Here is a 20522-nt window from a genome sequence, read left to right as displayed (position 1 = left end):
GTCCGTGGGCATCAAGCGCGATCCTGTCCACCCGACCGGATCATCATCTTCATGCCTTCTCATCACCCCTTCGCGCGGCCGCCTCTCCGGTCCGGCGGGTCAAGGGCCGGCGCTAGCCGGGCGCAGCCTCCCTTGACGCGACGGCCGGGCATGCGGCAGCGATTCCGCTCTCCTTTCCCCTTCCATTCCCGGGTTTCCTTTCGGCCGTCCTTGCAGATCGCTGTTCCAATCCTGTGTGGAAGGCCGCAGCCGCTGGTACCGGCACCCAGTCTCGCGGACGATCTCCTGCAGACGACCGGCATAGATCTCGCCTTGCCGATCATTGTCGGTGGCCGCGGCGATCAGAATGTCGGGCCTCTCGGCGATCTCCCGGATCGCGGCATCGCTGGCGGGCGACCACCCGCCCCCGGTGCTGACGTAGAGAGTGTCGGCACGCATGCCCTCGAGCGCAGCAAGGCTCATGGCGTCGATCGCCGCCTCGGTGACGCAGAACCGAAGCGCCGCATCGTTGCCGAAGCGGAACAGTTCCTTGCTGCCGCCGGTGGAGAAGCCGCGCCACTGCGGGCCACGTTCCTCCCATCCGATCAGTTGGCGGGTTCCGTCGACATGCGCCGTCCAGATGCTGCCGCTCGGACCCTCGCGCAGCAGGCCTTGAGCGATAGCGGCCCGCAGAATGCATATTGGGATCGCACGCTCATCTGCCAGATATCGCCAGGCGCGAGAGCCGATGGTCAGAGGTCGTCGGCGCCCCCATCGCTCGGTGATCGAAGATGGACTGCCCGTGCGCTGCGGGCGGTTCCAGAACCGGGTGGCCGGAACATGGCCGACGAGACCGCGAACCGCGTCGACGGCCGCCGGAAAGCCGATACCGGCCAGATGACCGGCGAGAGTGAAGACGTCTCCCTTGGCGTCCGAGAGTGGATCGAACCATCCCCTGCCGCCATGGATGACGATGATGATCTCGCCTGCCCCGCGCCGGTGCTTCACGGCGCGTGCGGTGCTCTCCTTGACGTCTACCTTCCACCCCTCGCGCTCAAGCACGGCGGCGCAAGGCACCTTGTCTCGCAACGTCTCGATTTCATGCTGCTCCATGGGTGGTCGATCACGCCGGCGCCGCAGGGCGTCCGGCCCTTTCCTTGTCCAGATCTGTTTTCTCTACCTTTCCGGCAGGTCTCGAGGTCGGCCGCGAAGCCGGAAGCCTGCAGGGGCGCACCGGCTTGCCGGGGCGGCGCAGCCTCCCTTGCGGGCTTCCCGGCGCAAGCGGCAAAACCTCGCACCAAAGCGGGCTCATGGCCTTCGATCGTCAGCGGAGGACGGAAATGTGCGGCGCGCAACCCGACCTTTCTGACGGCCTGCGCCTGGCGCGAGAGGAAGGCCGGCTCAATGAGCCGGCCGACCACCCTGGTAGGGATCGTATTCGAAGAGCGGTTCGACTTTGGCGTCGTCGAGTTCGTCGGCGGGCATGACGCCGTATTCGTCGTCGACCTTGAAGAGAACGACCGGCACCATCAGGGTGCGGGCGAGGTTCCAGGCATGGTTCTGTGCGAGGGAAAGATCGTGCGACATTGAAGGGCTCCGTCCGTGGGCGGGGCCGATCCCCGCTCTGGCGCCCGTCGGGTCCGGGGCCCGGCCGCAATCACCGCGCAGGCGAAGCCGCAGCGGCCGCACGCTCGCGTAGCGGACCCCTTGTGGGTTGATTGGAGGAGGACGGACCTGGACCAGGAAGCCAGCACAGCAAGCGGGGACGGGCCTGCGCGTGGATGGATCCACCCCCTGTCGCATCCTCCCGGTAGCAGAGAGCCGTTGCAGAGACCGGACTTATGGTCCCCTCATGATCGTCGCGGCGACCCACCTCTTCGTGTCATGGCTCAGTATCCGAATGAACTCGATGACGAAGTTCGTGATCGACGATCGACTGGACGACGTCGATATCCATCGCGGCGGACGGTTCGATCCGCGCCACCTCGGCAGCTACCTTTGCCCAATGGAGGAACTGGCCGTCTTCGATCGCGCGGGATCTTGCGGCCAGCCGTTGTGCCTCATAATAGGCAGTCGGACCGTGGAGCCGGACGAGGCGCCGGGCGTCTCCCTGCCATCGGCGACGGACCGCACGCCGCCTCTCCACCCATGCCGATATCGCCCTCAGCATCTCAGAAGCACTCCCCCCAACTTGCACGAGCGCCCTGCCCCGCGTCAGGAATGGACGCCCGGAGGGTGAAGACCCGCGACGCGGGGCTTCAGCTTCGCCGACAGTCCGGTTCCGGAGGAAGACGCCCAACCGCTCGAAAGATCTTGAAGTTCACGCTATCCTTGCTGGATGTGCAATGCCTATGAGCAACACGTTCGCTGGGTCGAATATTGCCAGATGATGCAGGCGTTGGAGCTGGAGATTCCAACGCAACAGACAGAGCTCGATCTGCCCCAGGCGGACGACATCAGGATCAACGACATGGGGCCGGTTATGCGTGCGACCGGCAACATGATCGAACTCGCCCAGATGAACTTCAGCTTCCCGCCATCGGGTCCCAGGGGTGGGCCCGTCTTCAATTTTAGATCGGAAGGGCGAGACTTCACCGACAGCAAGCGCTGCCTGATCCCGGCATCGGGATTCTACGAGTTCACCGGCAAGAAATATCCCAAAACCAAACATCGCTTCAGCCTTGTCGGGGCCCCCTTCATGGCTATTGCCGGGCTATGGCGTGAGGCCCAGGGCAATCACCCAGCCTCCTTCACGATGCTGACGACGAGTCCAGGGCCGGACGTCGCGCCCTACCATGATCGTCAGGTGGTCGTGCTCCAGCCAGATAACTGGGCGGCCTGGCTCCGTTTGACCAAGCCGCAGGCCGAACTGCTCAGGCCCCTGCCGGAGGGATCGCTGGTCGCGGAAACGGTTCGTCAGGGCGTAGACTGATGGTCAATGTCTGATGCTTGCTACCGCAGTTTAAACCTGCTCAGGGTGGGAGGCAGTAGTCCAGCGTGAACGTGCCGAATAGCCGCTATGCGCCGACTTTCGTGGCGCTTCTCCGGAGCCGACCTTCGCCCTGAACTGGACGCGGCCCCGTGGGTCACCCGCAGCGTATGCGTAGAAGGGCACCTCGGACCAAGGGGAGGTGTGATAACTGACGCTCGCCGTGTAATATGTGCTGGGGGCGTTTCAAGTGATTCACTGTATTCATTTAAATTGGCTCAAGCGAATTAGAGCGACATCTGTTGAGCGTCGTCCAGAAATTTTGTTCCTGACTGAACCTGTTTCCGGTTCTTCAGACCCCAAGGTCAAGCCAAAGCGGATTGGGATGCGGCGGGAGAGGCGTGATCAGCCGAATTGCAGGCAGAAATGTGCCGGTTCGCCACAGCGGCGGCCCGGAAGGCCCCCATCGACCACTGCAATCGACCTCAGCGAGTTTTTTGATGGAACAAAGGGGGCAGAATGAACGCCTATGAACGGCTCCTGCTGCCGGAGAACCTGAACTATGCGTGGCAGAAAGCCAAGCGCCTCTATCGTATGGCAGATGGATTTGTTGACAACGGCGAATTGGCTGAATTCGAACTCGACCTCGAACGCCAGCTGAAGCTGATTTTCCGGCAGTTCGAAACTGGCCGCTACAGGCTCAAGAAACTGCGTCCATTGCCCCGCCCGAAGAAGATGAAGGGTGAAACGCCCATTGATCGCCAGTTTTTCCATGTTGCCGTACAGGACCAGGTTGCGTGGATCGCGGTTGCCAACGCGCTTGGCCCTGAGCTGGACGGCCTAATGCCGTCGTGGAGCTACGGGAACCGGATCTATCGCCCGGCTTGGTATGAAGAGGACGAACACCAGCGGTCGCGGCTAGAAATCGGGCCGTACCGCCACGCAAGCGGGCATCTATATCGTAAGTTTCAGCACAGTTGGCCGCTCTTTCGTCGTCACGTGGCGCTGACCGCACGCGCCATGGTTCGGGGAAAGCCGCTCGACCGCAACGACTTGGACAATGCCGACCAACTGGCCACGGCCTCGGCGGAAAAGGAGGGGCTCCCCTATTTGCGCGCGGAATTTTGGCAACGCGACGCAAGAGCCGGGAAAGGGACGGATCTCTATCATGCGTCAATCGACCTGAAGCAGTTTTATCCGAGTATCCGGTCTGGAGCTGTTCTGAGAGGCCTGACCGCGGCAAGCGGCGCGGTCGATGATGACGATCCCATGCGGGCTATTGTTGAACACATGCTCCGCTTCCAGCTCGATAAATCGGAGATGCAGACCGATACATTGGAGAACGTGGAGCCACGTTTTGGCAATCGAAAGGTCGATGGAATTCCAACCGGATTGTTTGTCGCCGGGTTTCTGGCCAACGCCGCGATGCTACCGATTGACGCCCAAGTGAACGCGCGCGTGGAGAAGGAACGGTCCTTGGCACATTTCCGCTTCGTCGATGACCATACGATTATCGCGTACGATTTTGATCAGCTCTGCAATTGGATCGCTTGGTACCAGGAATTGCTTGTCCAGCACGACATCGGCGCGGAAGTGAACAATGAAAAATACGATCCGGAAAGCCTTTGTTCTTGGATGAGCGCTCGTGCGAAATCGCGGTCGGCTGCGGCTCCGCTGTCAAGGCAGGACCAAAGAAAGAAGGAGGAGGCCGTCCGCGACACGAAGATGGACGGCGCCAACCCGACCAAGCTCCTTACGAAAACGCTTGGGCAGGTTTCGGCGCTGGCAGCTACGAATATCGACATTCTGGATGACGACGATCTTCGGGAGCGGTTGAAGCTTCTCGAGTGGCTGTTGCTGGCCGACATCCCGGAACGAGAAATCCGTCCTGACACTCGGGCCACATTCGCGGCCGGTCAGATCGCCGCCCTAGCCCCAATACTCATTCAAGAAGGCGACGGTCTCATCGATGAGGCGCGCGCGCTAGCGCATCTAAAGAGCCGGGCGCCAAAGACGGGGCGGTCTTCGCGAGCAGAGAGCGCCGCATATAGACGAGAAGTTGCGGAGAAAGAAAAACTGGTAGGCGAACTGAACTCAAGGCACAAGCAAAGCGAAGATCGTCATCTGCGGCATTGCTTTGAGCTCCTGCTCCAGGCGTTCCGGGAATATCCGGGAAAGGCGCGGCTATTTTACAGGCTTCACCAGTACTGTCGACTTACAGGGCACAGAGGGTTACAGAAAATCGCGGACTCGATACAGGATATGCGGACGCAGAGGAAGATTGCGTGGGCGGATTACTATGCTGGGTTGTCCCTGCAGATTCTCGCCGATGGCGTTTTGCACGCCGGCCGGACGATTGCTGCAGTAGATTCACTCAGATCAGACAAGGAAGCGGCCTACCGGCATCTTGAAGACGTGGCGGCGCTTAGTGCCGGCGTGTTTTCTGTTCCACAAGCCCGAGAGGCGTGGTTCCATTCTGTTGGCCGCAGGGAGTTCGGGACGTCGCTGCTGTCGGTCGCCGAGTTGATCGAGGCTGAGGACAGGCTCCTGGGTGCCAAGCTTAGACGGCTGGCAGCGAAAAACGTGGGTGTTACGTTCGAGGACGCATCAAAGGACTGGAAAGGGGAAACCGGGCGGTTGCCGGGAGTTTGGGCGCATCGTGCCGAATCCATCCTCAGCATCGATGCTAAACCTTCGGCCGTCTGGCGGAAGTTCGAGTCCTGCTTCTCCTACCGGAAAATCGCAGACCGACGGGCGGCTCGGCGATATCCCGAACATCTATCAAATAGCGGATGGACCTATTTTCTCCAATCGGAGAGGTCGATGAAAGAGACGGACTCGGGATGGATACGCGAGGCGATGATGGGCAAGCCGAGGCGTATCGAAACCGCTCGCTCGTCGCGGAAGACGGCGTTCAGGCGCGCCGTAAGATCGTTCACCGAGCTGACTGTCGATTGGATTACGCTGTCCGAATGGACACACTTCGCACGGACCGAGTGTAGCCCCTTCGACCCGCGCGCAGGCGAATGGACGGCCCTTGAGATAATCCGCCAGATCGTTTCGCCAATTGTCGAAGACATAGCCGGCTCGCAGGCACGACTCGATAACCTGCACCCAAACAACGTGCTGGTTAGTAAAGCCTGGATATCTGATTATTTAGCCGACCGCGGGAGTGCCGCGTTGAGTTGGGAGGAATGGCGGTCATTCGCACGAGCCAAACAGACCGGGATGGCTCCCGTCAGGTTGCGGGGTTCGGCAACATCCATTTTCGACTACCGGTACTTCATCGATACGCAGGACGGTCGAACCCTGGACCCATGGGAGCGCCGCCTCACTGCGGTTGGACGCCTGCTTCTGGGCATGCTGCGGTTCGACCACGCGGCACCAAGACTTTGGAATCTCCGCGGCAATGAGCAGGTCGTCATGCTCCCGCGGTCCAAGATGTTCGAGTCGCTGGCTATTTCGTCGCTCACGCTTCTTCTCATGGAGGGCTGCCTTAGCGGCCGCAGTGCGGAGACGCGGGCAATCTCTCGACGTCCGGGATTGTTTGGGTGGGAGGTTGGCGTCGGGGCCAATGATGCTGGATTCGATCCGCCCTTGCTGATAGGCCCTAACCAATTGCTGAACGCCGTCAAAAGGGCACAGCGCGTACTCGTCGACAATCAACTGGCTGTCGCCATGAACCAGCCGCGACAGCTAATCCCCTTTCGGCTGAACGACTTCGCGGCTGGGCCGGACGGCGACGGAGAGGAGAGCGAACTTGGTGAATAGCGCCCTCTTCATCGGGGTCGTCCAGACATCGCTCGACCATGAAGCCGCTTGGGTCGACGATGGAAAGGGTGACTGGCAGCAGTGCGTTCGCATTTCAGAACTGGAAGAACGACGCGCTAAGAAAGAGATACGTCACTATCTCGCATCTCTGCGGGGTTTGGACCGTCGGCCGGATATTGTGCTGTTGCCGGAACTCGCCGTTCCGATCGGCTTCGAGCACAAGCTGAAGCGCGCTGCCGAAAAGCTCGAGGCTATAATCATCGCCGGCCTCGATTACCGTATTGAGGACGCGGCGCCGATCCCGACCGTATCGAACGAGGCTGTCGTGATTGTGCCGAGGCGGCTGGCCGGCAAACAAATATCCCGACGCACGGAGATACGCCGGGTTGGAAAGACATATCCGGCGCCTGGAGAAAATAAGAAGCTTCAGAATATAAGTGCCAACGCGGTGGCGTTTCTCGAGCGGACGACCGTATGGATTTTTGAAAGCAATGACCTCGGAAATTTCGCTGTTGCGGTATGCTACGATTTCATGGATCTTGATAGAATTGCGATGTATCGTCACAAGATACAGACACTATTCATCCTGGCATACAACCGAGACACCACGTCGTTCGATCATCTGGCTGAGGCAATTGCACGAATGGTGTTCTGCAACGTGGTGGTCTGCAATTGCGGCCACTACGGAGGTTCGCTTGCCGTAAGCCCCTTCCGCGAGCCGTTCAGGCGCATCGTCTATAGGCACTCCGGGCAGAAGTTACCGAATGCGCAGCTGATTGAATTGCCTCTTGCTGCACTTATGGCGCACCAAAGCAGCGGGGTCGGAGACGAAAAGGACTTCAAGAGCCTCCCTCCGGGGTTTTCCAATCTTGTCGTGCTTAAGAAGAAGACAGAAGCTATATGACGTTTCTGTCCAAATTAACACCAACGGATGTTCTCTAATGGTTGTCGGAGGTAACCCATTCGATCAACCTACGCAACTGTAGCGCCGACCATGTTCGTCTTCTATGACACTGAAACAACTGGTACGAATATAGTGTTCGACCAGATTATCCAGTTTGGTGCGGTGCTAACAGATGACCGGCTGCGTGAGGTAGATCGCCTCGAGATGCGATGCCAGTTGCTGCCATGGGTGATCCCGTCGCCAATGGCGCTCCTCGTTACCGATACTGAGCCGGATCGCCTTACCGATCCCGGACTTCCAACCTTCCTTGAGATGATGGAAGCGATTTGTGAGCGACTTAGGACGTGGAGCCCAGCAACGTTCATCGGCTACAATTCCATGCGCTTCGACGAACCACTTCTACAGCGGGCGTTTTGGCAAACGCTGCATCCTCCCTACGTCACGATTACAAATGGGAATTCCCGGCTTGATTTGCTCCCGGTTATCCGCGCAACGGCCCATCTACTGCCTGGGGTTTTGGCATTGCCGAAGCGCGCAGAGGGCGGGCCGAGCTTCAAGCTTGACCAAGTGGCGCCGCTGAACGGCTTCGACTCTCACCGGGCGCACGATGCCATGGGTGATGTCGAAGCAACCATCTTTCTTGCCCGGCTATTAGCCGACAGGGTGCCCGACTTGTGGCAGTTGCTTATTCAGCGCGCGTCTAAGAGCCGGACGGCTGAGACTTTGTCATTCGGTCGCCCTGTACTCGTATTCGAGCACGTCACAGGAAAGTCAGCCGTATGGTTTGGTCAGCGCATCGACCAGAAAGGAGTGCGCACATCACATGCCACCGTAGTCATGCTCGGATTCGATTGGCGTTCATCCCGAGATGCCTCACAAGGCAGTTTTGAAGATCCCCATGCTATGCGGGAATTCGTTCGCCGGATCGCTCTAAACAGAGCGCCAATCATCTTCACGATCGAAGAAGCCGCAACGAAATTCAGTATGGCATGCGGCGCCGAGGAAATTGCGCAGTCTGCGTTCCTTGAAGCCGATGAAGAATATTGCGCGCAACTGGTCCACAACCTCGGTGCTGCGCCAGACTACCCAGCCGGCACCGGTGAGCTCGAAGAACTGATCTTCGATGGCTTTCCAGCGAAATCAGACGAGACTTTGATGGCGGCATTCCAAGTGGCCGATTGGCCCCAACGAGTGGAAATCGCTCGCGCTTTTAACGACCGGCGACTTCATCGGTTGGCTCTGCGACTCGTTTATGTATCAGCGCCACATTTGCTTCTCCAGGAGGAACGGGAACGGATACGAACTGGAATTGCGAAACGGTTGGATGCGAGTACTGTCAGTGCTCAACCTTGGCGATCAATTAAGGATGCATTGCAGGAGCTGGAGCTGGAGCTGGACGGTCACGAGTTAGAGCTAGATGAGCGAGTAAGTAAAATTGAATCTTGGCTGAAAGAACGGTTCAATAAACTATCTTTCGATCTGGGTGCAATGCCATAGTATTGCAGTACAGAATATTCTCCGCCCCCTCCCCAATGTACATCTTTGTCATTGAACTAAGCGGTGCCCTACTGGGTACCGAGTGTGAGATTTTTATCACCAAGGTGACGATGTGAATGTGGCCGCCGTCCCGGATCACGGTCATAAATCTTTCTCGGCAAGCTCCCTGAACGCGTCGGGAACCGACCGGGGATCTCCAAAGCAGCGGAGCCGTAGCCCACGGCCGCCCATCCGAAACGCTCGCGAATGGCGTCGACAGCGCGATCGGCGGTCCAGCGGGCGATGCCTCTGCTGGCGCCGGGTCTGCGTTTTTCATCCGGAAGGCCAAGCGGGAGATCGAGCTGGATTTCGGGCTGCGACCTGAGATGTGACACCGAGATCGCCAGCAGCGTGATCGTCCGCTCTCCGGGATGATCGGCAAGCGCGGCGCGAACCAACTCCTCGCCGATCTCGGCCAGCATCACCGTGGCGGAGATCGGCACATCGAGCGTCACGGATCGCGTCACGGCGCGCAGGTCGGTGAACCGCACGCGCACTGTGACCGTACTGCCGCCAAGCGACTTCGCGCGCAGGCGTGTGGCGACCCTATCGGCAAGGTGCAGCAGCGTGGGTTTGATGACGCGTCCGACGGCCGGCTTTCTTCCCAGTGCCGACTGCGCGCCGGCGGAGCGCGCACGATGGTGGGTTCGAATTTGGCGGGGATCTCGATTCCAGGCCAGGTGTGACTTTCCATCAAACCTCAAGAATCGAGATTCAATAGTATCAATGAGTTACGCAAGCACTTAATTTGATAATTGGCAGTTAATTATGATAATTATCGCTTGATTTTGGCACTTAATGTGAGAATAATGGTACTCATGTTTTTGCGCCGAGAGCCGCGATGTCCGAGCCGTTTGCCGATGAGATCGATGACATTGACTGGGATGAGGCGTGCCGCAAGGCGGACGTGATCCGTGAGTTCCTGCGTCGAGAGTCTGGCCCGACAACGACAGGCCAGATACGCAAGCTTGCCGGCGAGCTTCGGTTAAGCCAGGCATCGGCCTATCGGTTGTTAAAGCTATTTCGAGAAGGCGGGACCGTACTCTCACTTGTCGGACGCAAAGCCGGTCGCCCGGCCGGTCACAGGGTTCTCGACGAGGCGCGCGACGACATTATCAGGGCGGAGATCAAACGTTTCTATCTGAAGAAGACCCGTCCATCCGTATCGGCGCTCGTGCGCGAGGTAAACTCCAGCTGTCGCGTTGCGGGCTTGCCGACGCCTCATCGGAGAACGATCGTCGCACGTATCGAAGTCGTCGATCTTGCCAAGCGCGCCAAAGCGCGCGGTGAAGCGGAGATCGAGAAGTCAACCATTGCCGTTCCGGGCAAGTTCGAAGTTTCGAGACCGCTGCAGGTCGTTCAGATTGATCACACCAGGGCAGATATTTTTGTCGTCGATGAAGAAAGCCGCCAGCCGATCGGCCGGCCCTGGCTGACGCTGGCCATGGATGTTTGCAGCAGGATGGTCACCGGCTTCTATCTCACTATGGCGGCGCCGTCTCGACTATCAACCAGCCTATGTCTGTTGCATTCGGTGTTCGACAAGTCTGCGTGGCTTCGCGAACGCGAGATCGCGGACCCGTGGCCCGTCGCTGGCCTGCCGGATCGACTTCATGTCGACAACGGCCGGGACTTCCGCAGCCGTGCCTTCCAGCGTGGTTGCGAGGATGCCGGTATCGAAATCGACTGGCGTCCTCCGGGAGAACCCCGGTTCGGCGGTCACATCGAGCGTCTGATCGGCACACAGATGGGCAAGCTTCATCTGCTCCCCGGCACGACATTCAGCAATCCTGATGAGTTGGGAGAGTATAATCCACGCAAGCATTCGGCATTCACGTTGCGCGAACTCGAGCGCTACATCGCACTCGATATCGTCGGCGATTACCATCAATCGATCCACAGTAGCCTTAAGCGGCCGCCGATCGCTGTATGGCGCGAGTATGAGGGATCAATCCCGTTACGGCTTCCACGGGATCGAATGCACTTCTGGCTCACCTTCCTGCCCGAAGACGAACGAACACTGAGGCCTAACGGCATCCATATCTTCGGACTGCGGTACTGGTCCGCCGCGCTGGCCGCTGATGTCGGACGGACCGGCAAGCGGCGCCTGTTGATCAAATATGATCCCAGGGATTTGTCGCGCATATTCGTTCGGCGTTTGTCGGGCAACTTCGTGGAAGCCCGATACGGCGACATCACCTTGCCTTCCATTACGCTTGCCGAAGCCAAGGCATCGCGAGATTCGTTGTTGGCAAAGGGGAAGCGCGAAATCGATATGGGAACAATAGTGCGCACCGCCATTGCCCGACGCCAGTTGATTGACAATGCGCAACGAATGACTGCCGCAGCGCGGCGCGGCAAGACTGTCAGCCGCAAGCCAAGAGTGGATGACCGTGAATGGGGCTCGCTTCGCGGCGTCGATTCCAGCAAACCCGTACCCTTTGTCGAGGATACCGACTGACCCCCATGGCCAATGACATTTCCCATCTCACCGCTGACGCAGCCTACTGGCTTGGTGAGAATAACGAGCGGCGCGTTCGCGCCATCCAGGCACGCCGCTGGGTACTCTACCTCCGCGCCAAGCAAGTTTTGGAACGGCTGAACCGGCTTCTCGATCATCCGCGTGGCACAAGGATGCCATCGGTTGCCATCTATGGCGATAGCGGCATGGGCAAGACCATGCTGATGAAGCGCTTTCGCGACGATCATCCGCCAAGCTTCGATCTTAGGACAGGTATACTCAAGACGCCAGTTCTGGCGATGGAGATGACGAGCCGGCCAGGAGAACGGCGGTTCTATGCCGAACTTCTGACGTTGCTTGGAGCGCCACAGCGCCCGCGCGCCGACATCGCCCAGATGGAACAAGCCGCCCTTCGCATTATGGAAGCAATTGGTGTCCAGGTTCTCGTCATCGACGAGGTGCACAATATCCTGGCCGGCACGTACCGGGAGCAACGCATCGTCCTCAACACGCTACGCTTTCTCAGCAATCGCCTGCAGATCTCACTTGTCTGCTTCGGCGTCAACGAAGCCCGCGAGGCTATCGGAGGTGATGTCCAGCTCGCGCGACGGTTCGAGCAGTTCACCTTGAGTCGATGGGCGGCAAATGAGCAGTTTGAGACACTTGTGACGTCGATCCTGCGCAACACGCCATTGCGAAAGCCGTCTGTTCTGACGCCGAAGTCATTGCGGCGAATACTGCAGATCACCGAGGGCATCACCGCCAACATATTCCACATGATGAACAGCCTTGCCGTCGAGGCAGTTGAGGCTGGGGCCGAGCAGGTCACGGATGAAGCAATTGAGCGTTGGGTACCGGAGTTCGACGCCGAAGCCGCATTTGCATGAGCCGCTTCACCAGCGCCGGATTCCCGCCCTCAAGACTTCCGGTCTGCTTCAAGCCGCATCGGGATGAGTTGTTGTCGTCCTGGATCGGACGTCATGCCGACTTCTACGCAGTGCCGCCGCTCGTCATGCTTCGGCATTGCTTGCCAGAGGCCGCATCGTTGCGAGCAGCTGACCTCAATCTGGCTGAAGACCAGCAAGTTCGCCTTGCCAACATGTTCGCTGCAGAGCCGGCTGACATACGTCGTATGACCTTCACCAACGTCCCGCAGCCGTTTCATCGATGGATCGCCGTGAGATCGTCGCAGCGTTGCACAATCTGCAATCCTATCCATGCGACGCCCCTACCCGTGCTGCGAAGCCAGCTGCTGGGCTGGCGGATCACATGCTCTCGCTGTGGAGAGCTCCTACGAGACCGAGATGGGCACGAAGTCCCCTCTCCTTTCCGGCATTACCATAGCATGGCAATACGGGGCGAGAAGCTGCTCGACAATGAGATCGAGCGCGGCGCTCGGACCTGGGCTTCGCCAACTGAAATCGCCCGACTGCTGCTCATGCGGCGGATAATATTCCCCGTGCCATCAGAGCATGAGCTCTATCTCTTCCGCGTCCTCGGCGTCATCATCCCCGATCTCGATCGCGTGGTCGCCGCAGAACGGGTGGACCTTTCCACACCTGCAAGGCCAATTCTGCCGCTCCACCTGCGGGCAAGCCTATTGACGGGTGTGGCCATCGTTAAACGCGCCGGACCTGAGATGCTCCGAATGCTCCGCCGTCACACGCTTGGCGACAACATGACCCGATTCAGCTACGCCGCCGAGAAGCTGATCGCACAGGCTGGCAAACACCCGTACGCCTCACAGAGGCAGTTAATTTGAGAATCATGTCTATCAGATTCTTACGGTTAAATGGAAAACTGTAAGGAAACGACCGCATTCTCGCGGTTAACTGCCAAGCGACATTACCTTTGAAGTCGGGGTGACCGTCCGGGACCATGCCGTCGATCGTCGCGGCATTGTGGCCGCTTGCGGCCGCGATGAACTTTACGGTGTCGCCCGGCGCGATCTGGACGAAGTCAGGCTCGTAGACCATCGGGCCCGTCTCATTGCGGTTGAGCATCTTGATGTCGTGCGTCTCGGCACAGGCGGACGACGTTGCCAGCGACAGGAACAGGGTCAGAATTTGCAAGCGCATGGGTTTCCTTTCAGGAAGCTGGATGGAAGCGGAACATGTGCGTGCCGTCTGCCGGGTCGGTGAGAATGCTTGCGCGAACGCCGAACACCGCGCCGATCCGCTCGACAGTCAGCACCTCGTGCGGAGGGCCTAGCGCGACGAGCCGGCCGCCCGACAGCACGCCGACGCGATCGCAGGAGACCGCCTGGTTCAGATCGTGCAGCGCGACAACCGATGTGACTGGCAGTTTCGCGACCAGGTCGAGGATCGAGAGCTGGTGCTGGACATCGAGGTGGTTCGTGGGCTCGTCGAGAAGCAGGATCTGAGGCTGCTGCGCGAGCGCCCTGGCTAGGTGGACACGCTGGCGCTCCCCACCGGAAAGGGTTGCCCAGGAACGGCGCTCGAACCCTTCCATGTCGGTGTCGGCAAGCGCTTGCGCCACGATGAGGTCGTCTTTCGGCGACCATGGCTGCAGCGGCGTCAGCCACGGCGTGCGGCCAAGGTCGACCGCATCTTTCACGGTGATGGCCTCAGTGGTCTCTGCCTGTTGTTCGAGAAAGGCGATCAGTTGGGCGACCGCGCGGCGCGGCATCGCGCGAAGCGCCTCACCCTTGACGCGAACGTCGCCTGACGTCGGTTGTCGGATGCCTGCCAGCAGTTTCATCATTGTCGACTTGCCGGAGCCGTTCGGCCCGACGAGACCGAGCGTTTCACCCTCGTTCACCACGAGATCGACCCCAGTGACGATCGGTTTCCCTCGCACTGACCAGCCGAGACCGTGTGCTTCCAGTATCATGGCGCGCGCCGCCCGCGGATCAGAATGACCGCGAAAGCCGGCGCTCCAACGAGTGCTGTAATGACGCCGATCGGCAGGACCTGTCCGGGAATAATGGTGCGTGAGAGCACATCCGCGGTGATGAGGAACACCGCACCGATGAGCGCCGTCGCCGGCCCCAGCCTCCCGTGGCGCACGCCGACGAGAAACCGCGCCGCATGGGGGATAACAAGCCCGACGAAGCCGATCGAGCCGACGATGCTCACCATCACCGCCGTCACCAGCGCCGTGAAGCCGATGAGGACGACCTGCACTCTGCGAACTGGTATTCCCAGCGATGACGCCGACTCGGCGCCGAAGGCGAAAGCGTCGAGAGCGCGCGCATACCAGATGCAAGCGGCTAGCCCGACCAGGGCTATCGGGACCGCCAGCCAAACGTCGGGCCACCGTGCGCCGCTCAAATTGCCCAGCAGCCAGAACATGATACCGCGCGCTTGCTCGGCATTGGCCGACTTGGTGATGATGAAGGAGGTCAGCGCGTTGAAGAGCTGCGACCCGGCTATGCCCGCGAGCACAATCTGTCCGGTGCCGTGCAACGTAACGCCACCGCCAGCCGCGCGCGCCATTATCGCCACCAGGGCAAAGGCTACGACGGCGCCAACGAAGGCTCCAAGCGACATCGAAATCGCGCCGGCGCCCATGCCGGCGACAGTCACGGCCACCGCGCCGGTCGAGGCACCGGCCGAAATGCCGAGAAGATACGGGTCCGCCAGCGCGTTTCGCAGCAGCGACTGCAGCACCATGCCGGAGATTGCCAGGCCAGATCCGCAACAGGCCGCGATGATTGCACGCGGCAGGCGGTAGTTCCAGATGACCCCCATGTCGATCGGGTCGAGCACGTAGGCCGAACCAAAGATCCTGTTGGCCAGAGTCTGCAGGACGATCGAGACAGGGATCGGCGTCTCGCCGATGCAGATTCCGGCGAGCACCGCCACGACGAGCGCGGCGAAACCGAGCGTCCCCCGACCGAGCCGGGAGACGTAGATCTCTTGCGAGGCGGTTAGACTCACTGTGCCAATCCGAAATCCTTGAGCGACTTCGACAGCACCTCGATGCCGGCAATCGTGCGGATGGTCGCATCCATCGCATGTGCGTCCATCACGACGATGCGGTCGTTCTTGACCGCGTCCATCTGGCTCGCGACCGGATCGGATTTTAGGAACTCCAGCTTCCTCTCGTAGTCGTCAGCGGGGAAACGGCGGCGATCCATCTTGGCGATGACGATCAGCTTCGGGTTGGCCTTGGCGATGGTCTCCCAACCGACAACTGGCCACTCCTCGTCGGATTCGATGATGTTCTTGATGCCGAGCTTGTCCATCATGTAGGCTGGTGCGCCCTTGCGGCCCGCGACATAGGGGTCGATGTCCATCTCGGCGCTGGAGAACCAGAAGACCGCCGAGACGCCCTTGAGGTCGAGCGCCTTGGCACGTTCGACGGCGGCATTCTCGCGCTCCGCCAGGCTGGCGACGAGTTCCGCACCCTTGCCCTGGATGTCGAAGATCTGCGCCAGTTCGCGGATGCCCTGATGGATAGTGGTGGTCGAAAAGAGCTCGCTGCGCGTGCCGTCGACGCCGACCGTATTGTCCTTCGCGACGCAGTCGGCCGGCAGCACATAGGTCGGTATGTCGACGTCATGGAACTGGGTTCGGGTCGCGACGATTCCGTCAGGACCGACATGCCAGATGAACTGAACGGTCACCAGTTCCGGCCTCTTTGCGACCACGCTTTCGAAGCTCGGATCGTTGTCGGCCAGCCGTTCGACCTGGTCGTTGACCTCTCTGAACTCAGGCAGCACCTCTTTGAACCAGACCGAGGTGCCGGTCACCTTGTCGCCTAGGCCGAGTGAGTAAAGCACTTCGGTCGCCGCCTGGCCGACCGTAACGGTCGACGCAGGCGCCTTCTGGAAGGTCAGCGTCTCCCCGCAATTCTCGAGGGTCAGCGGATACTTGGTCGGCTCGGCCGCTGCGACCGCCGTGAGGAAAGCGAAGCTAGCAGCGGCAAGCGCAAGGCTTGAAACAGTCATGGCGCGAACATCTCCGATCGGTTGCTGGCAGGGATCGAAGGATTCGGGTCAGGACGGCAATGATCGTCATCGCGTCGCAACGGACGAGATGCGGCTGCACTTCACGTTTTGGTAGCGTCATCGACAACCTCCCCGGACACCCCGCCCGGCGCGTTAAGTTACGGGTGTCGGTAGGTCTCCTGACTGACGGGTCATCGTCCCTCTCGGCCTTCCCGGGGGCTAATCCCAGTGGCGTGATCGAGATGGACTTACCGCCTACAGTTGCGGGGGCAGTTTCGTGTCGCGGCAAGCCGCGGCGAATTCCCTGTTATTTCCTTACGGAAACCGACACCCGTTTCTAACCAATCCCCTGGCTCGCATCAAGCGGTGCCTTTCCGAGCCCAACATCTTTGTGCCTCTTACAGGTTAGTTATGTTATTACGTAACAAACCAAGGCTACTTAATCAAGGAGAGCCGAAAAGGCAAACACTATGAATGAAAAGGCCGACCAGGCGGTCCTAGAGGTGAACCCTGGAGAGCGTTCCAGCATTTGACGGCAGGGGCGAAGGGCCCCTGCCCGTGTCGCGCTGCGCAGCCCGAAGTGGGGCCGCTCGAAAAGCTGGCGCGGCGCGAAGGGCGAGGTCGCGTAGGTCGAGTCGACACCTCCGGCTCAAGGACGCGTAATGAGGAGGTATTCGCGGTTTCCGTCTCCCAATCTGGATAACCAATAGACGAAGGAATTTTCGACCAATTCTCTTGGAGGAACCCGACAAATTTGGAGGAAAACCCGACAAAAGTGGCGGCATCGCTAAGCGCAAGACATGAAGAACGCATCGAAATTGAAGGTTTCTCTAGCTGGCATGACTCTTGCTGATCCGGTTGCGACATTCACGCCAACGGAGCCGGTTTGATGTCTACATTGAAAAGTCCAAATGATACGCTGATCGATTACAGACCTGTTCGAAAGACGGCTGACAATCACACCTTTCATGATCGACGACGCAGACGTTGTCCCCTTCCCTAGTGAAATCGAGGGGGAGGTAAGAATCTCGCTTCCCTTGAAACGACTGTCCCATCCCCCATAAACGGAGGAAGATCTATGACCCGCGCCATTGCAGCAGCAGCTTTCCTTCTTACAGCTTTGGCTTTCGACGCAAGCCAATTCAAAGATTTTTCAAGTATTGGCGCGACTTCGAGCACCAATCAACGTGGATCCACGATGACTGTCAACATTGACTCATTAGGGAACGTCTACGGTCAATACGGAATTAGAGCCTCAGGCTTCGGCCGTCAGAACTCGCCAGTCCGGTCAAACGAGCGAGTGAGTGCGAATGAGTGCCTGGCGGATCAGCCAACCCGAGTTGCGACGCCAAATGCGCGATGGTCTCGATGTGGAGATCATTCGGCGCCGGAAAGAACCCCAAATCCTGGCGCGCCTTCAGCGCTCCGCCAGAGTCAGCCGGCCGGCATCGCCACGAGCCTTGCTGCGGACGAAGACAAAATCGGTTTCGCTCAGATGATAACGACTGCCCAGCTCCTCACACGCGTCATATGCGCGTCACCGCAGGTATGAAAGCAGCCGCAACGCGCGAGGCGCCTGCCGTCTCAACCAATCTCAGTATCCGCGATATTCACGAGAAATTCGGCCGGAGAGTAAGTCGCGGCCGAGTCGGCGACATCACCAAGCATACACGCGCGGCAAAGACGAAATCTTCGCGACAACATTTTGCACGTATTTTCAATATACTCCCACTAGAAACGCGTTTGTCTATGCCTAACAATGGTCGACGACAATAGAATTAGAAAATAACGAGAACGACATCCATGGATTTTGCTACACATAGCCCATCGTCTTTGTTGCAGTCGGCTGTCGATGCTCGGGAGGTGCCCGGTATTGTCGCTTTTGCGACAAAAAAAGACGGGCCAATCTATCACGAAGCGTTTGGCCGCCGCGACTTCACTAAAGATGATCGAATGAATGTCGACAGCGTTTTCTGGATTGCGTCGATGACCAAGGCGATCACTGCCGCGGCAGCGATGCAATTGGTCGAACAGGCGAAACTCTCGCTCGACGAACCGATCGGGGGACTGCTTCCCGATCTGGCATCGCCAAAAGTGCTTGAAGGCTTCGACAAAGACGGAACACCAAAACTGCGGCCTGCGAAAGGGCCGATCACGTTGCGGCAATTGATGACCCACACGTCCGGCTTCTGCTACGACATGTGGAATGCCGACATGGTTCGCTATATGGAGCACACCCAGAACCCTGGTATTATTAGCTGTGAGAACAAGGCGCTGACAATCCCGCTTACCAGTGATCCTGGGACACGATGGGAATACGGCATCGGCATAGATTTTGTTGGTAAGGCGGTGGAAGCAACCAGCGGCAAGGCACTCGGTTCCTATCTGCAAGACAACATGTTTTCGCCTCTTGGCATGACGGATACGTCGTTCAAGTTACGAGACGACCAGCGTAAGCGCCTCGTGGCATTGCATGCACGCTCCTCGCCTAACAGCTTCGATGTCATGCCATTCGAAATTCCGCAGGAGCCAGAGTTCGAAATGGGCGGCGGTGGGCTCTATGGTACTGCCTCCGACTATGGCGCTTTCATCCGCATGCTCCTCAATCGCGGCAAAATCAACGGTAACCAAGTGCTCAAGCCGGAAACCGTGGACCTTATGGGGCAGAATAATATGGGCGGGCTGAATATGACCAAGATGCATTCGGCGATCCCAGCCGTGACCAACAATGTGGATTTCTATACCGAACAGGATAAGAAATGGGGGCTGAGCTTCATGATCAATACGCAGAAGACCAAGGAGGGACGCAATCCCGGCGGTCTTGCCGGGGCGGGGCTAGCGAACACCTATTTCTGGGTCGATCCGACCGCCAAGGTTGGCGGACTAGTGATGACGCAAATTCTGCCATTCGCCGACCCGCATGTCCTTCCGCTGTTCGCCGGCTTTGAGAAAGCAGTGTACGAAAGTCTTTGAGATTTTCCGCGCGCCGGGTGGAGCAGCTCAGCCAGAAACAGGTCGAAGCCCGAGGGCTGGAAGATCATCAGCATCCGCGCCGTACCACCTCCGGCATATCCACAGCGTGGGGCACCCCCGGCGCCAGCAGGCGCCCTGTTGTGCGAGCATCCAGCGGTCTTGTGTGGATGCCCGGTGATGCAAGATTCTTGAAGGCTCAATGAGCTCATAGCCGACGGTTGCTGATACAGACGCCAGCAAGGAAGTTGTGGGCAAAGCCCTTGTGACCGGTTTTTACACGTATCCACAACCTACCCGACGGTCGTGCCACGCACCATCGAAGCCCCTTTGCACGGCCTCAACGCTCCTCCCGGCTGAATTTTTCGACCGCAAAATCCAGGAACGACCGCAGCTTTGGCGTGATCCGCCGATCCGGTGCATAGAGGATGTGAAGCGGCCGGCTTGGAACGGCGTAGTCAGCCAGTAGGGGGACCAGATCGCCGGTCGACAATGCCTCCCGGACAAGCGCCTCCGGCTGCATCAGCACACCGAGACCAGCAAGTGCGAGCGTCAGGAGTGCCTGGCCGTTATTGGCAACGGTGCGGCACTTCACGTCGATTTCCTCCTCACCGTCCGGGCTTGTGAAGCGCCAACGGTCGCGTGTGAAACCGTAGGCGAAGCCGAGACATTCGTGATGGCGAAGGTCCTCTGGGCATATAGGGGCGCCGCGCTGTGCGATATAGGATGGCGCCGCGCAAAGGACGAAACGCATCGGCCGCAGTTATCGCGCGATCAGGCCACTGTCCCCTAGTGGCCCAGTGCGGAACACGGCGTCGTATCCCTCGTCGACCAGATCGACGAGCCGATCCGCCAAAGTCAACTCGATTTCGACCTTGGGATGGTTGGCGAGATACTCCGGCAAGACGCGGGCAAGCTCGTGAGCGCCGAGAGTCACCGGAGCGTTTATCCGCAATCGGCCCCGAGGCACCGCCCGACTCTCTTGCGCAAGAGATTCCGCCGCGTCTATCTCGGCCAGGATTGTGCGAACGCGTTGGTAATATGCCTGACCGAAGTC

The 20522-nt window shown here is 59.2% G+C and carries 15 protein-coding genes, 2 pseudogenes and 1 riboswitch; of the genes and pseudogenes, 8 read left to right on the top strand and 9 right to left on the bottom strand.

The genetic code is table 11. The annotated features are described in order from the left end of the window. Window positions 1-99 precede the first annotated feature (99 nt). On the bottom strand, window positions 100-1092 hold the full coding sequence (locus tag IQ26_RS31620; protein WP_145722310.1) for a DUF3991 and toprim domain-containing protein: 993 nt from the start codon (window positions 1090-1092) through the stop codon (window positions 100-102). 288 nt (window positions 1093-1380) lie between these two features. After that, window positions 1381-1566 carry a hypothetical protein gene (locus IQ26_RS31615; RefSeq protein ID WP_145722309.1) on the bottom strand — a complete coding sequence of 62 codons (186 nt, stop codon included), beginning with the start codon at window positions 1564-1566 and terminating at the stop codon, window positions 1381-1383. Window positions 1567-2317: 751 nt separating this feature from the next. Between IQ26_RS31615 and IQ26_RS31605 the strand changes: the two genes are divergently transcribed. The 4 genes from IQ26_RS31605 (at window position 2318) to IQ26_RS31590 (ending at window position 9080) form a co-directional block, all read left to right on the top strand. Beyond that, window positions 2318-2911: an SOS response-associated peptidase gene (locus IQ26_RS31605; protein ID WP_145722307.1), complete on the top strand. Its 594-nt coding sequence runs from the start codon at window positions 2318-2320 to the stop codon at window positions 2909-2911. Between the two features lie 516 nt (window positions 2912-3427). Next, window positions 3428-6679, top strand: a complete 3252-nt coding sequence (locus tag IQ26_RS31600; RefSeq protein WP_145722306.1) for an RNA-directed DNA polymerase — start codon at window positions 3428-3430, stop codon at window positions 6677-6679. Continuing rightward, the gene (locus IQ26_RS31595) at window positions 6672-7583 is read left to right on the top strand and encodes a carbon-nitrogen hydrolase family protein (protein ID WP_145722305.1); all 912 of its coding nucleotides are present in this window, start codon (window positions 6672-6674) and stop codon (window positions 7581-7583) included. The genes IQ26_RS31600 and IQ26_RS31595 overlap by 8 nt, the downstream gene beginning before the upstream one ends. A 90-nt stretch (window positions 7584-7673) precedes the next feature. Further along, window positions 7674-9080, top strand: coding sequence for an exonuclease domain-containing protein (locus IQ26_RS31590; protein ID WP_145722304.1), 1407 nt, complete (start codon window positions 7674-7676; stop codon window positions 9078-9080). 68 nt (window positions 9081-9148) lie between these two features. Here IQ26_RS31590 and IQ26_RS31585 read toward each other — a convergent pair whose 3' ends face one another. After that, window positions 9149-9823 (bottom strand): DinB/UmuC family translesion DNA polymerase, encoded by a 675-nt coding sequence (locus IQ26_RS31585; RefSeq protein ID WP_240547329.1) that lies wholly within the window; start codon window positions 9821-9823, stop codon window positions 9149-9151. Between the two features lie 137 nt (window positions 9824-9960). Here IQ26_RS31585 and IQ26_RS31580 point away from each other — a divergent pair, with 137 nt between their 5' ends. Genes IQ26_RS31580 through IQ26_RS31570 form a run of 3 tightly spaced genes read left to right on the top strand, consistent with a single transcriptional unit; the run spans window position 9961 to window position 13342 of the window. Continuing rightward, complete coding sequence (locus IQ26_RS31580; RefSeq protein ID WP_145722303.1) at window positions 9961-11580, top strand: Mu transposase C-terminal domain-containing protein; 1620 nt, start codon at window positions 9961-9963, stop codon at window positions 11578-11580. A 5-nt stretch (window positions 11581-11585) separates the two neighbouring features. Then, window positions 11586-12467, top strand: a complete 882-nt coding sequence (locus tag IQ26_RS31575; RefSeq protein WP_145722302.1) for a TniB family NTP-binding protein — start codon at window positions 11586-11588, stop codon at window positions 12465-12467. Beyond that, window positions 12464-13342 carry a TniQ family protein gene (locus IQ26_RS31570; protein ID WP_145722301.1) on the top strand — a complete coding sequence of 293 codons (879 nt, stop codon included), beginning with the start codon at window positions 12464-12466 and terminating at the stop codon, window positions 13340-13342. The genes IQ26_RS31575 and IQ26_RS31570 overlap by 4 nt, the downstream gene beginning before the upstream one ends. On the opposite strand, the gene IQ26_RS40705 is transcribed toward IQ26_RS31570, so the two are convergent. The 5 genes and pseudogenes from IQ26_RS40705 to IQ26_RS41670 form a co-directional block, all read right to left on the bottom strand. Then, window positions 13269-13658 (bottom strand): plastocyanin/azurin family copper-binding protein, encoded by a 390-nt coding sequence (locus IQ26_RS40705; RefSeq protein WP_240547328.1) that lies wholly within the window; start codon window positions 13656-13658, stop codon window positions 13269-13271. The genes IQ26_RS31570 and IQ26_RS40705 overlap by 74 nt on opposite strands. A 10-nt stretch (window positions 13659-13668) precedes the next feature. Continuing rightward, window positions 13669-14433 carry an ABC transporter ATP-binding protein gene (locus IQ26_RS31560; protein WP_145722300.1) on the bottom strand — a complete coding sequence of 255 codons (765 nt, stop codon included), beginning with the start codon at window positions 14431-14433 and terminating at the stop codon, window positions 13669-13671. Further along, on the bottom strand, window positions 14430-15482 hold the full coding sequence (locus IQ26_RS31555; protein ID WP_407660326.1) for a FecCD family ABC transporter permease: 1053 nt from the start codon (window positions 15480-15482) through the stop codon (window positions 14430-14432). Before IQ26_RS31555 ends, IQ26_RS31560 begins: the two co-directional genes overlap by 4 nt. Beyond that, on the bottom strand, window positions 15479-16495 hold the full coding sequence (locus IQ26_RS31550) for an ABC transporter substrate-binding protein (RefSeq protein WP_145722299.1): 1017 nt from the start codon (window positions 16493-16495) through the stop codon (window positions 15479-15481). The genes IQ26_RS31555 and IQ26_RS31550 overlap by 4 nt, the downstream gene beginning before the upstream one ends. Window positions 16496-16647: 152 nt before the next feature. Continuing rightward, window positions 16648-16839: riboswitch (cobalamin riboswitch) on the bottom strand. A gap of 978 nt (window positions 16840-17817) precedes the next feature. Next, a pseudogene (locus IQ26_RS41670) lies at window positions 17818-18008 on the bottom strand (DUF4158 domain-containing protein); the annotation flags it as partial. A 290-nt stretch (window positions 18009-18298) separates the two neighbouring features. On the opposite strand from IQ26_RS41670, the gene IQ26_RS31545 reads away from it, so the two are divergent. After that, window positions 18299-19468, top strand: a complete 1170-nt coding sequence (locus IQ26_RS31545; RefSeq protein ID WP_145722298.1) for a serine hydrolase domain-containing protein — start codon at window positions 18299-18301, stop codon at window positions 19466-19468. Between the two features lie 337 nt (window positions 19469-19805). Here IQ26_RS31545 and IQ26_RS40070 read toward each other — a convergent pair. Further along, window positions 19806-20435 (bottom strand): annotated as a pseudogene (locus IQ26_RS40070) (LysR substrate-binding domain-containing protein). Window positions 20436-20522: the final 87 nt, after the last annotated feature.

The sequence above is a fragment of the Mesorhizobium tianshanense genome (assembly GCF_007830515.1).
GTDB lineage: Bacteria > Pseudomonadota > Alphaproteobacteria > Rhizobiales > Rhizobiaceae > Mesorhizobium > Mesorhizobium tianshanense.
This window is presented reverse-complemented; position numbering and strand designations above follow the sequence as displayed.